The sequence below is a fragment of the Vibrio sp. V38_P2S17PM301 genome (genome assembly GCF_009904845.1).
Lineage (GTDB): Bacteria > Pseudomonadota > Gammaproteobacteria > Enterobacterales > Vibrionaceae > Vibrio > Vibrio proteolyticus.
Map to the genome: position 1 here is coordinate 20,851 of NZ_WXWO01000021.1, position 12,693 is coordinate 33,543.

At 51.3% G+C, this 12,693-nt stretch carries 11 protein-coding genes; 4 read left to right on the forward strand and 7 right to left on the reverse strand.

The features are described from left to right. Nucleotides 1-53: 53 nt before the first annotated feature. Genes lolE through lolC form a run of 3 tightly spaced genes read right to left on the reverse strand, consistent with a single transcriptional unit; the run spans nucleotide 54 to nucleotide 3,186 of the window. Entirely contained in the window at nucleotides 54-1,298 is a 1,245-nt protein-coding gene (gene lolE / locus CAG64_RS04375; protein WP_161447805.1) for a lipoprotein-releasing ABC transporter permease subunit LolE, read from the reverse strand. Next, on the reverse strand, nucleotides 1,299-1,985 hold the full coding sequence (lolD, locus tag CAG64_RS04380) for a lipoprotein-releasing ABC transporter ATP-binding protein LolD (RefSeq protein WP_161447803.1): 687 nt from the start codon (nucleotides 1,983-1,985) through the stop codon (nucleotides 1,299-1,301). It lies immediately after the preceding gene. Next, entirely contained in the window at nucleotides 1,978-3,186 is a 1,209-nt protein-coding gene (gene lolC / locus CAG64_RS04385) for a lipoprotein-releasing ABC transporter permease subunit LolC (protein WP_161447802.1), read from the reverse strand. The genes lolD and lolC overlap by 8 nt, the downstream gene beginning before the upstream one ends. A 177-nt stretch (nucleotides 3,187-3,363) precedes the next feature. Here lolC and CAG64_RS04390 point away from each other — a divergent pair, with 177 nt between their 5' ends. The 4 genes from CAG64_RS04390 to CAG64_RS04405 are packed head-to-tail and all read left to right on the forward strand — an operon-like array spanning nucleotide 3,364 to nucleotide 8,785. Further along, entirely contained in the window at nucleotides 3,364-3,933 is a 570-nt protein-coding gene (locus CAG64_RS04390) for a PilZ domain-containing protein (protein ID WP_161447800.1), read from the forward strand. A gap of 8 nt (nucleotides 3,934-3,941) precedes the next feature. Next, nucleotides 3,942-7,403 carry a transcription-repair coupling factor gene (gene mfd / locus CAG64_RS04395; protein WP_161447798.1) on the forward strand — a complete coding sequence of 1,154 codons (3,462 nt, stop codon included), beginning with the start codon at nucleotides 3,942-3,944 and terminating at the stop codon, nucleotides 7,401-7,403. Nucleotides 7,404-7,457: 54 nt separating this feature from the next. Next, nucleotides 7,458-8,207 carry a peptidoglycan binding protein CsiV gene (locus CAG64_RS04400; protein ID WP_021704149.1) on the forward strand — a complete coding sequence of 250 codons (750 nt, stop codon included), beginning with the start codon at nucleotides 7,458-7,460 and terminating at the stop codon, nucleotides 8,205-8,207. A gap of 41 nt (nucleotides 8,208-8,248) precedes the next feature. Further along, nucleotides 8,249-8,785 carry a GNAT family N-acetyltransferase gene (locus CAG64_RS04405; protein ID WP_161447796.1) on the forward strand — a complete coding sequence of 179 codons (537 nt, stop codon included), beginning with the start codon at nucleotides 8,249-8,251 and terminating at the stop codon, nucleotides 8,783-8,785. A 46-nt stretch (nucleotides 8,786-8,831) separates the two neighbouring features. Here the strand turns inward: CAG64_RS04405 and CAG64_RS04410 are convergent, their stop codons facing one another. The 4 genes from CAG64_RS04410 to lpoB all read right to left on the reverse strand — a co-directional run bounded on the left by CAG64_RS04410 (nucleotide 8,832) and on the right by lpoB (nucleotide 12,650). Then, on the reverse strand, nucleotides 8,832-10,121 hold the full coding sequence (locus CAG64_RS04410; RefSeq protein WP_021704151.1) for an NAD(P)/FAD-dependent oxidoreductase: 1,290 nt from the start codon (nucleotides 10,119-10,121) through the stop codon (nucleotides 8,832-8,834). 426 nt (nucleotides 10,122-10,547) lie between these two features. Beyond that, entirely contained in the window at nucleotides 10,548-11,087 is a 540-nt protein-coding gene (gene ycfP / locus CAG64_RS04415; RefSeq protein WP_161451423.1) for an alpha/beta hydrolase YcfP, read from the reverse strand. A 97-nt stretch (nucleotides 11,088-11,184) separates the two neighbouring features. Beyond that, nucleotides 11,185-12,039, reverse strand: a complete 855-nt coding sequence (locus CAG64_RS04420) for a phosphotransferase (RefSeq protein ID WP_161451426.1) — start codon at nucleotides 12,037-12,039, stop codon at nucleotides 11,185-11,187. Nucleotides 12,040-12,059: 20 nt separating this feature from the next. Continuing rightward, nucleotides 12,060-12,650, reverse strand: coding sequence for a penicillin-binding protein activator LpoB (lpoB, locus tag CAG64_RS04425; protein ID WP_021704154.1), 591 nt, complete (start codon nucleotides 12,648-12,650; stop codon nucleotides 12,060-12,062). Between the last annotated feature and the right edge of the window lie 43 nt (nucleotides 12,651-12,693).

The following is a 12,693-nucleotide window of genomic DNA, read 5'->3' on the forward strand; positions in this document are numbered from 1 at the left end:
ACTGCAAAAAGCGTTAAGCAAGTATGAAAAAAGGACCGTGTGGTCCTTTTTTGTTATTTACCACTCAGCACGCTGGCTGGGTTGAGCCGGCTCGCTCGTGACGCGGGATACCAGGTCGCCAGCAGGCTCAGTATGATGGCGGTTCCTGACACCAACACAACATCGTCCAGATGCACCTGTGAGGGAAGAAAATCCACAAAGTAAATATCACCAGACAGAAACTGATGCCCAATCAGGCTTTCCAGAGCTTTCACCATCGGCGTAAGGTTGAACGCTACAGCCAGACCAATCACACTGCCAACAACACTCCCCAGTACACCGGAAAACACGCCTTGCCAGACAAATATGCGCTTAATTAACCCGTCAGTGGCCCCCATTGTGCGAAGTATCGCGATTTCTGATGCGCGATCTTTAACGGCCATCATCAGAGTCGAGACAATATTGAAGCACGCGACACCGATCACCAATACCATTACCAGATACATAATGGTACGTACCAGCTGAATATCTCGATACAGGAAACCAAATTTCTGCTGCCAGCTGCGCAGATACACATAGACGTTAAGCGTATTTCCTGCCTCACGCACGATCTGAGTGGCGTTGAGGACATCGGACACTTTGACCGACACCCCGGTAACCGCACTGCCCATATTGGCGTACTGCTGTGCATCTGCCAGAGGCACCATCGCCAGGTTATGATCGATCTGGCCATTGAGCGCCAATAACCCTGCCACTTGCACCCGAACTCGCTTTGGTGCTTGCACCTGCTTGGTGGTATTGCTGGTCGGGATCATTAAGGTCAGGTAATCCCCCTTTTTCACGCCGAGATAATCGGCTACGCCCTGCCCCAAAATCGCCAGTTGCTGTCCCGGCTTAAATGCCTGCCAGGCAGACGGGTCGACGAACTCAGCAATTTTTGACACAGTCGCTTCACTTTGGGGATCCACGCCACGTACTTCTATCGCTTTGAGTTTTTGGCCTTTTTCTGCCAGTGCGGTAAATTTCACGTAGGGCGCTGCTGCGGTGATCTGTGGATGTTGTTCAGCCTGTTTGATCACCGAAGACCAATCTTCAATCGGGCTACGCACCCCTTCAAATTCGCCGTGAGGAATCACGGAAAGAACCCGATTTTCCAGCTCACGCTCAAAACCGTTCATGGCAGACAAACCAATGATGATCACCGCCACACCAACAGCGATGCCGATGGTGGAAGACAGCGAGATGAACGACACCATTTTGTTACGCTGTTTGGCGCGGCTGAAACGCCCGCCAATAAACAACGACAGGGAGGACAACACTTACGCCACCTCCACGTTCAGCAACAGACCATCTTGCATATGCAACTGACGATCCATTTTCGCCGCCAGTTCACCGTCATGAGTGACGACAAGAAACGCGGTACCAGATTCCCTGTTCAGCTCACGCATCAGATCATAAATCGCCAGTGCGGTTTTATGGTCCAAGTTACCGGTAGGTTCATCGGCCAGCACCAGATCCGGCTTGTTGACCAAGGCACGGGCTATCGCCACACGCTGACGTTCCCCACCAGACAGCTCTGCCGGGCGGTGTTCCATCCGATGCCCCAGACCAACTTTTTCCAGCAACTCACTGGCCTGCTGTTTCGCATCGCTGACCTTAGCGCCACCGATCAACAGCGGCATCGCCACATTTTCGAGTGCACTAAAATCCGCCAGCAAATGGTGAAACTGATACACAAACCCTAAATGTTGATTGCGGATTTTGGCTTGTTTATTGGAAGACAGCGCCGAGAGATCGTGACCAAGAAAAGTGACCCCACCCCGGCTCGCATCATCCAATGCGCCCAGAATGTGCAGCAGCGTACTTTTGCCCGATCCGGACGAACCGATGATCGAGACCAACTCCCCAACCTGGATGTCAAAGCTGACGCCTTTTAAAACCTGTGTGTCCAACCCACCTTCCCGGTAGGTCTTACATACATCGTGACAGTGTAAAAGGTTATTCATATCTCAAAGCCTCAGCGGGTTTAACAGAAGATGCGCGGTAAGAAGGAAACAGGGTTGCCAGTAAGCTCAGTGCAACCGCCAGTAAAACCACGACCGAGATCTGCCATGGACTGATCATCACCGGCAGCTCTCCACCAATGGACAATAGCGCGACGCCCATGGTATCGAGCAACGTATTCAGATTGGCAGCCAGTGCGACACCGAGGACACCACCGACAACCGCACCAATCACGCCGCTGCTTGCCCCCTGCACCATGAAAATCGCCAGGATTTGATTGCTGGTCATGCCTTGTGTTTTCAAAATAGCCACTTCCGACTGCTTCTCCATCACCACCATGATCAGCGCAGAGATGATGTTAAATGCTGCGACACCGACAATCAGCCCCAGCATCAAACCCATCATATTCTTTTCCATTCGCACGGCCTGAAATAACTCGCCGCGCTGCTCACGCCAGTCACTCCAGTGCCAGCCGTCCGGCAACGATTTGGTTGCCAGCTCACTGACGACAAACGGATCGTTAAAGAACAGGCGCCAGCCAGAAATGGTATCGGATTTGAAGCGCAATAGGCGACCTGCATCATGCAGGTGTGTCACCATTAGCTGGCCATCGACATCAGAGCCGGTATTGAAAATTCCGGCAACGGTAAAGTTACGTTGGCTCGGAATCCGGCCCAACGGGGTAAACTGACTGGCACTGGTGACCATCAGGCGGACTTTATCACCCAGCGAAACGTTCAGGTTACGCGCCAGGGTATGGCCAAGGAACACCTGATACTTACCCGGCTGCAACGCCGAAATCCGGCCAGCTATCAGATAGTTTTCGATCGGGTCATCATCACCGGGCTCAATCCCAACCATCAAGCCTGCGCTCAACTCTGACGCGCTTTGAATGACCGCTTCACTGCGTACAATAGGCTCTGGCTTCTTTGCCGCTGACAACGAGGTAATAAATGCCGGCGGTTCGGCAGTATAGCTGGTGCGATCATCGCCTTGCGCAATCACAGCCTGAGGCAAGACACCAAGAATCCGGCTTTTAAGCTGTGCTTCAAAGCCATTCATGACCGACAGAACGGTCACCAACGCCATCACACCAATGGTGATGCCTGCGGTGGACATATAAGAAACAAACCGACTGAACCTGTCGCCTGAGCGGCCTCTCAGGTAGCGCAGACCGATAAACGTCGAAACTGGGTGAAACATAACTAGTCAACCTAGATAAAAATTATCGCTACTGTAACGATTAATCTCGCGCATATGTAGCCCTATTTTGCCAATTCAGCGTTAAATTACGTAATTAAGTCTGTGAATAGTAACGACATACCTTGATAAGTTGACCGGTATGTCGATAATCAGATCATTAGACAAAGGAAGATACGTATGTCCGATCAAGAATATTTCACCGTCCATCATCACATGACCGCCAATGTTGAACCATTGGATGACGGTGTCACGCTTCCTTCCTGTAATGACTTCGACGCTGAAATTCCCGTTCCGTTCAAAGTGGCCAGTGAGTTTTGTCATCTTGAGCAAGCCAATGAACACGCTCGCCTGGATATGCAGAACAAAGATATCCGCCAAATCGTGGAACTGCTGGAAAATCAAAACGCCAAACTGAACCTGCTGCTGACGTACATGCTGTCACAACAGGATGATCCCAGGTATCGTTATACCACCGAGTCATTTGGTGCCAGTCAGTTTACGTTTCGTAGCACACAAGCGATGCCAACTGACATGCAGGCCCGAGTGAAACTATTTCTGGAACATCCTTCGGCAGCGATCTATTGTTATGGCCGCGTAACGGGCTGTGACGCTCAGGAGAATGACTTCCTGATCACGATGAAATATGAACGCCTCAGAGACAGCGACCAGGATCTGCTGATTAAAGCCGCGCTTTTCCAACAACAAAAACTGTTGCGTCAGCGCTCTTTAACCCGAGAAAAACAATAAGCATTACCATGACTACATCCCATTTACTTGCTTTGGCCAACCCAAGCGGCGCCGGAGACAAAAAGCACGTCGGCAATCTTCAGGGCGCCAGTCTGGCACTGGCGATCGCCGAGCTGGCAGCGCAACACAGCAGCCATACGCTGCTGGCGGTCCCGGATCCACAGACCGCCCTCAAATTGCAGCAGGAAATCGAACAGTTCAGTGAGAGTGAAGTCGCGCTTTTTCCGGATTGGGAAACGCTGCCATACGACAACTTCTCACCACACCAGGAAATCATTTCAGATCGGATAGCCCGTCTGTATCAGCTGCCGACGCAAACCCGCGGTATCACCATTGTGCCGGTCAGTACATTGCTACAACGTCAGTCTCCGCGCGAATTTTTGATGCAGCATACGCTGATGGTCAAAACCGGCGATCTCTATTCTTTAGAGAAACTGCGCCTGCAACTGGAAAAGTCCGGCTACCGTCATGTCGATCAGGTCTTTGGTCCGGGCGAATACGCCAGTCGCGGTTCCATTCTGGATCTGTTTCCGATGGGATCGAGCGATCCTTACCGAATCGATTTTTTTGATGATGAGATCGATACGATACGGACTTTTGATCCGGAAACGCAGCGCTCCATTGAAGACATCGCGCAGATCCGTCTGCTGCCAGCACACGAGTTCCCCACCAGCGAATCGGCCATTGAAGAGTTTCGGATTCGCTGGCGTCAGCGGTTCGAAGCTCGTCGCGAGCCAGAGTCAGTGTATATGCAAGTTTCCAAAGGCACCTGGCCAGCCGGGATTGAATACTGGCAACCGCTGTTCTTTGATCATAGTGAAACCTTATTCGACTACATTGCCGACGACAGCCAATTGATTGCCGTTGGCGATATCGAGTCTGCCATTGATACCTTCCTCAATGATGTCGATTATCGCTACGACCAGCGTAAGGTAGACCCACTCCGCCCTCTATTGCCACCGCATGAATTGTGGCTGAAGAAAGATGAACTGCACGCACAGTTCAAGTCGCTGCCGCAAATTGTGTTGTCCGCGGAGAGCGTCAGTGAAAAGGCCGGGCGAATCAATCCGCCTCTGGAAGCACTGCCGGAGCTGGCCGTACAGCATCAGAACAAAGAGCCTCTCGCAGCGCTGCGCCAGTTCAGTGAGTCCTTTAGCGGCAAACTGATCTTCTCAGTTGAATCGGAAGGACGCCGAGAAGCCCTGCTGGAGTTACTGCAGCGCATTAAACTGCGTCCTGTCGCTTGCGCATCATTGCACGAAGCGCTGCACAGCCCGGAACGTTTTACTCTGGTACTGGGCGCCAGCGAGCACGGATTCATTCATTCTCTGGCGGACATCGCGTTTATCTGTGAAAGCGATTTACTGGGCGATCGCGTCATTCAACGACGTCGCAAAGACCGCAAAGTCACCAACAGTGACGCGGTTATCCGTAATCTGGCCGAACTCAAACCCGGGCAACCCGTGGTCCACATTGATCATGGTATTGGCCGCTACATTGGCCTGCAAACGCTGGAAGCGGGTGGCATGACCACCGAGTACGTAACGCTTGAGTATCAAAACGACGCCAAATTATATGTCCCGGTTGCGTCACTCAACCTTATCAGCCGTTATTCTGGTGGCGCCGAAGAAGCCGCACCACTGCATAAACTCGGCGGAGAAGCCTGGGCGAAGGCTCGTCGCCGCGCTGCGGAAAAAGTGCGTGATGTGGCGGCAGAGCTGTTGGATGTGTACGCCAAACGCGAGCTGAAACCAGGCTATAAGTTTGCGCTCGACCGCGGCCAGTACGCGACGTTCAAAGCCGGATTCCCGTTTGAGGAAACCGATGATCAGGCAATGGCGATTAACGCGGTAATGTCAGATATGTGCCAACCCAAAGCCATGGATCGTTTGGTGTGTGGCGACGTGGGTTTTGGCAAGACCGAAGTGGCGATGCGGGCGGCGTTTGTGGCCACCGACAATGGCAAACAAGTGGCCGTGTTAGTACCGACCACACTGCTGGCACAACAACATTTTGAAAACTTCCGCGACCGATTTGCTAACTTGCCCATCCGGGTCGAAGTACTGTCACGATTTAAATCGGCCAAAGAGCAGAAACTGATTCTTCAAGACATTGAAGACGGGAAAGTCGATCTGGTGGTTGGCACACACAAGCTGCTTTCGAGCGATATTCGTTTTAAAGACCTCGGCCTGTTGATCGTAGACGAAGAACACCGTTTTGGAGTGCGCCAGAAAGAAAAGATGAAAGCGATGCGCGCTGACGTCGATATTCTGACTCTGACCGCCACCCCTATCCCACGGACCCTCAACATGGCGATGAGTGGCATGCGCGACCTGTCGATTATTGCAACGCCACCGGCGCGGCGTCTGGCCATCAAAACCTTTGTGCGTGAGCGGGACGACAGCATCATCCGCGAAGCGGTTCTGCGTGAGATCATGCGCGGTGGCCAGGTTTACTTCCTGCATAATCAGGTCGAAACCATAGAAAAAGTAGCCGCTGACCTGGAAAAACTGATCCCCGAAGCGCGTATTACCACGGCTCACGGTCAGATGCGCGAACGCGAGCTGGAACGCATCATGAATGATTTCTATCACCAGCGCTTTAATCTGCTCGTATGTACCACCATCATTGAAACCGGCATCGATGTGCCGACCGCCAACACGATCATCATGGATCGCGCCGATCACCTCGGCCTGGCTCAGTTGCACCAACTGCGTGGCCGCGTCGGTCGCTCGCACCATCAGGCTTATGCCTATCTGTTGACTCCACACCCTAAAGCCATGACCAAAGACGCGATCAAAAGGCTTGATGCGATCGCCTCTTTGGAAGATTTGGGCGCCGGCTTCACGCTGGCAACGCACGATCTTGAAATCCGCGGAGCGGGTGAATTACTGGGCGATGAGCAGAGCGGACAAATCCAGTCGGTCGGCTTCACCCTGTATATGGAGATGCTGGAACAAGCAGTCGACGCTCTGCGTGAAGGCAAAGAGCCCTCTTTGGATGAGTTGCTGCGCGAGCAGACAGAAGTCGAAATGCGCTTACCCGCACTGTTGCCCGATGATTATATTCCGGATGTGAACACGCGCCTGTCGATGTACAAACAAATCGCCAGCGTGTCGAGCAATGAAGAATTGGAAGAGCTGAAAGTAGAACTGATAGATCGCTTTGGCTTGCTGCCGGACGCGACCAAAAATTTGCTTTCTGTCACTGAACTCAAGCTGGACGCGGCCATGCTGAAAGTGAGAAAGATTGAAGCGCACGATAAGGGTGGCTTCATCGAGTTCTATCCGGACGCTGACATAAATCCAGTGTTTTTGGTTACACTATTGCAATCACAGCCACAAAAATTTGCGATGGAAGGCCCAACCAAGTTTAAGTTTGCGGTACCATTGGTCGACAGACGCAAGCGTATCCAATTTGTTTCAGATATGCTGACTGAGTTTCAACAAAACTTGTTGCCCAGCGCATAACAGATAAGTATCCAAGTTTAAATTCAGGTGCCCTGCACCTACGACGGAGTCGAAATGAAAAAGCTGATCCCACTACTACTCTTTTTTGTCTCTTTGCCGACCATGGCCCGACAATTTGATATAGAAGTGATCATATTTAAACGTACCGTGAATGCGGAACAAACCACGGAATCCTGGCCTGATCAACTGCCGGTTATCAGCATGGACAACGCTGGCAACTTGAACGATGCCAACTATCGCGCTCAAAAAGGCGTGCAGCTGTTACCAAGCTCTTCGTACCGCCTTAATCCACAAGAGCAAGCTCTGCGCAATCACGCAGGCTTCCAGGTGCTGATGCACACCGCATGGCGCCAAAGCGGTCGGGGTCGCCTATCTGCACCGGTTTTTCATATTCAAGGCGGCAAGAACTACTCAAGCCAGTACAACGTAGATGGTAGCCCGAAAGGCAGCACCGCACTCACCAGTATTGACGGTGTCAGCGAAGAGACTCAAAACGGCCCGGTTTACCAACTGGACGGCAGAATGCAGGTGTATGTGGAACACTATCTGTATGCCGATGTGATGCTGGACGTCAAAGAGCCGGTGGTCAAAGAGATCATGCTACCGCAAAAGCCCATGGCGGAATTTGACAACGGGGATACCGTACAGGTTGGCAACCTGGAAGACGTCACACCAACGGTTGAAGAACTTAAGTTCCTCAAGAGCTACCGCATGGATCAGAAACGTCGTATGCGCAGCGGCGAGATCCACTATCTGGATAACCCATTGATGGGCATGATTATCCAGGTTCGTCGCGCAGGCTAACGTATTCGCCCTCTCTGGAGGGCGATTATTTATCGAATACCATGAGCCCGGATTTCCAAATCATCTCATCCCGTCTGGTTCTCAAGCTGATTGAGTCCGACCAGACTCAGACACTGTGCCACGCCATTCAACACTCCCCTTCCCTGCATCAATGGGTTGATTGGTGTCGCGCCGATTTCAGTGCCAAAGAAGCCGAGCGTTTCCTGCTCGCCACCCGACTTAACTGGGTCAAAGGCGAAGCCTATGGGTTTGGTGTTTTCCGCCGCTCTGACGATCAACTGCTTGGCATGGTGGCCATCAACGAGATGTACCATACCTTCAATATGGTCAGTTTAGGTTACTGGATTGCTGACGCCCATCAGGGCAACGGATACGGCAGTGAAGCGCTGCAGGCACTGATTCATTTTTGCTTTGAAAAATTGAAAGTCACCCGAGTCGAAATTGTGTGTGACCCAGCCAACCTGCCCAGTCAGAAACTCGCTCTGGCGTGTGGTGCTCAATATGAAGTGACGGCCCAAAATCGCTACGTGTTCAATAATCAGCCGAGAGACGGTATGGTGTTCTCAGTACTGCCTTAATTAAAGGCCACGCCCACCAAAAAGAGCTCCGAAGAGCTCTTTTTTATTAATGCAATTTGAGGGTCGGACGTAGCACCCGGTTGATCCTGCCCATTAGCACAATCAGCGCCGTTTTGAAGAACCCATGCAGCGCCATCTGGTGCAGTCGATATAGTGAAATGTACACTACCCGCGCAATGCGACCTTCAACCATCATCGAGCCTTTGGTCAGGTTGCCCATCAGGCTACCGACCGTTGAGAAACGGCTGAGTGAAACCAAAGAGCCTTTATCTTTATAGATATACGGCTTCATCTCACGCCCACTGAGCTTGGCAACAATGTTGCTGAATGCGCGGCTGGCCATTTGGTGCGCAGCCTGAGCTCGCGGTGGTACAAACGAACCATCCGGCTGCGTACACTGAGCCAAATCACCGATCACGAAAATGTCGTCATCACGTGTTGTCTGCAGCGTCTCTTTGACCACCAGTTGGTTGATCCGGTTGGTCTCAAGGCCACCAATATCTTTGATGAAATCCGGTGCCTTAATACCTGCTGCCCAGACCATAATCTGAGCTGGGATCTTCTCGCCGTCTTTTGTCACTAGGCCATCAGCCTCGGCCTGAGTGATCATCGTCGCCGTGCGTACGTTTACGCCCAGCTTAGTCAACTCATGATGCGCCGCGGAAGAGATTCGAGGTGGCAATGCAGGAAGAATGCGTTCACCAGCTTCAATCAAATTAACGTTCAGTTTACTGGAGTCCAGATCGCCGAAACCGTAATTGTGCAGCTCTTTGATTGCGTTATGCAGCTCAGCTGACAGCTCTACGCCAGTCGCGCCACCGCCAACAATCGCAATGTCCACGGTGCCATGGCCTTCTTTGGCATGCAACTTAAGGAATTCATTATTCATTTCCGTGCGGAAACGACTTGCTTGCTCTGGACTGTCGAGGAAGATACAGTGCTCACGTACACCTGGCGTGTTAAAGTCGTTTGACGTCGAGCCAATCGCCATCACCAGAATGTCGTATTCCAATTCACGTCCAGGCATCAGCAATTCATTGTTGCTGTCGCGCAGCTCGCTCAGGGTGATCACTTTTCGTTCACGGTCGATATCGGCCAGACTGCCCAGTTGGAAGTCAAAGCTGTGATTCTTGGCATGCGCCAGATAGCTCAGGGCATCCACGCCTTCATCCAGAGAACCGGTCGCCACTTCGTGCAACAAGGGTTTCCACAAGTGACTGGCTTTTCGATCCACCAGGGTGATTTTTGCTCGTTTTTTGCGCCCTAGGGTTCGCCCCAGTTTGGTTGCCAGTTCCAGGCCACCAGCGCCACCGCCTACAACGATAATTCGCGTCACAGTATTGATCCTCTAAAAATGTCGATAAATGGGTGTCGGCCCGAGGCCAAAGGCTGCATGATGGATAAACAGCAACCGGCGCTCCAACCGATAAAATTTTTAAAATTTGTCTTTCTAGAGATAAGCAACGACACGCAATGGAGTAAAAGCGAGACCCAAGCTCAATTTTCGGCAAGTTTCTGTCTTGCTCTCAAATTTTGTTGATATTTATCAAAATATTTATAGTAAAGTCATTATATAGAGCAAAATTCACTGCGCAACCTTATATTGCATGAAATTCACTAGCCTTGATAGGGACATTACGGATAAAGAAGTAAATTGCATGAAAGTTCTGCAATTTCTGTCTGGTTGGTGTGATGCGTTAGAGAAAGCCGGAACGAGCCTGCGAGGGAGCAACCCTCGCTAAGCAATTAATACGACAGGATATTAAGCTTGTTTGAATGCTTTCATGGCCTGCAGATGTTGTGAGATTTTCTTAAATTTATGCGTCTGAGTTTGATCCCAGACGATGTCGTAATACGCCTCAAGCTCACTGGCCGTTTTGCGGTTATCATGCACCTCGTCTTGTTGGGACAATATCACCAGGCAACGGCTTTGATTTTTGTGGCGAAAATCGCTCACACATTTGGTCGCGATGTCTTCATACTCCTCCGGCCGATCAATGCGCCCCTGCATCGTGATCTCAGGATGCAGATTGGGATTGAACATCACCTGCTTGATGCCGCACAAGAAACCAATACGCTCTGACCAGTATCCCCCCAACCCCACGCCACAGATCATAGGCTCAGTGTCGCCGGACTGCTCAATGACTTTGTGCACTTCTTTCAGCAAATGCTGCATATCATGTTTCGGGTGCAAGGTGCTGTAGTTGATGAACCGGACATCATCATCGATAAATTGCAGTTGCAGTACTTTCTCGTGATTACCCGGACTGGTGGAGTCGAAGCCGTGTAGATAAATAATCATGTGTGTGTCCTCCCTGAACACCCAATTTATCACGAATGTTGTGCGTGAAAAGGCTAAGCCCCTATTTTTTATAAGCCATTAAAGACAAACAGTGATCTCAACTGCAAAACGACGCTTCCAACTGCTGGGCTGCCAGACCATAGCTTTCTTCCCCCCAGAGCTGGTGAGCCAATAGATACCAGAGCATTGCCATCATCTGTGTTCGTGGCTGCCAGGCCATCACGCCTTCTACCCAATCATCCCACTCTCGTATGTCCCGTTGTTGACAATATAACTGGATGGCTTCCAGCATCGGTAAGTCCGCCGCACCGATGGTCAGGGTAAGATCCAATCTCGGATCGGCCAGTGACGCGTACTCCCAGTCGATTACTCGCGTCCCGGTCTGGGTGGCAACCAAGTTGTAACCGGCCAAATCGAAATGGCACAACACTTTACCTGCATCCCGCAGATTTGGCGCGCTGCGCCAACGTTGATAGATATCCGTCACGCGCTCAGTTTTGCGCTCGCTATCTAGCTGCATCCAGTAATGGTCAACACGTGCTGTAAAGTTAAAAGGCGCAACGGGAATGCGGTGAATGTCCAGATCATGCACTGCGGCCAGTGTCTCTACCAAGCTGGCGACCGCCATACCCTGATGTAAGGCTTCGCCGTCAACCCATTCGACCAGCAGTCCCTGGTCATTGACCAGCGAAGGCGCAGGTGCAATGCCCGAGGGCTCAATGGCTTTAAGAATCTGATATTCCTGATGGCGTGAAATGGAAAACGCCTTAGTGATTGGGGTGATAGGCCGCCAGACGTACGCCTGACCAGAGGGAAGCACCACTTTCCAACAACGATTAGTCAGGCCCCCGGTCAGTGTTTGAGCGAACTCAGGGGCCCGATGAAAGAACGAATCTAAACTAACCAGAGACGTGTCGAGCTGACACGCCTCTTTCCATGACATCCTTGCCATCGGCGAGATCCTAGCAATGATTACAGACCCAGCAAGCTCTTCGATGCCTGCTTACGAATTTCTGTTTCGTCCGCCCATTCAATCAGACCCGTTTCCAGATCCATCAAACGCATGGTCATTTTGTAGTAGACGTCTTTGTCACTACCTGCAGACTTCACGATGCTGGACAGGTTGCCGTACAACATGTACTGCGCGCCGACCATTTTACCAAACTGAATCGCGGTGCTTTGGTTCACCAGTTGATCGTTGTTCTGGAAGTTCAGTTGCTTACGTACCGATTCCACACGATCCATATCCACAAAACGGAACTTACCCGAATTCAGCATTTTTGTGCTGATGGTGTCTGTGATGGACTCGGTATCAATGTGCTCGCTGGTTTTGTTCTTGATGCTGTCAACAAACGCGATGGGACGAGAGTTGCTGGTGATTGCCGCCACTGAACCGGAAGACAACATACTGTCTACCATCTCACCGGCAATTTTCTGCAGATCCGTCGAACCAAAATCGATGGTGGTTGTTTCTACAGCCTGCGCATCACCATAGCTGACGCGGTTCGAACAACCGCCCAGAATCACGGCCAAACCCAGTAATGCAATTACACTCTTTTTCATGTTGGTTCCTTTCTCTACCAATTCGTACCATTACAGTACGTCT

What these genes read in the sequence shown, in the direction of transcription:
- CAG64_RS04405 (WP_161447796.1), top strand. Translation starts at nt 8,249, where the DNA reads ATGAGCCCGGATTTCCAAATCATCTCATCCCGTCTGGTTCTCAAGCTG.
- lpoB (WP_021704154.1), bottom strand. Translation starts at nt 12,650, where the DNA reads ATGAAAAAGAGTGTAATTGCATTACTGGGTTTGGCCGTGATTCTGGGC.
- lolD (WP_161447803.1), bottom strand. Translation starts at nt 1,985, where the DNA reads ATGAATAACCTTTTACACTGTCACGATGTATGTAAGACCTACCGGGAA.
- CAG64_RS04390 (WP_161447800.1), top strand. Translation starts at nt 3,364, where the DNA reads ATGTCCGATCAAGAATATTTCACCGTCCATCATCACATGACCGCCAAT.
- CAG64_RS04400 (WP_021704149.1), top strand. Translation starts at nt 7,458, where the DNA reads ATGAAAAAGCTGATCCCACTACTACTCTTTTTTGTCTCTTTGCCGACC.
- mfd (WP_161447798.1), top strand. Translation starts at nt 3,942, where the DNA reads ATGACTACATCCCATTTACTTGCTTTGGCCAACCCAAGCGGCGCCGGA.
- CAG64_RS04420 (WP_161451426.1), bottom strand. Translation starts at nt 12,039, where the DNA reads ATGGCAAGGATGTCATGGAAAGAGGCGTGTCAGCTCGACACGTCTCTG.
- lolC (WP_161447802.1), bottom strand. Translation starts at nt 3,186, where the DNA reads ATGTTTCACCCAGTTTCGACGTTTATCGGTCTGCGCTACCTGAGAGGC.
- ycfP (WP_161451423.1), bottom strand. Translation starts at nt 11,087, where the DNA reads ATGATTATTTATCTACACGGCTTCGACTCCACCAGTCCGGGTAATCAC.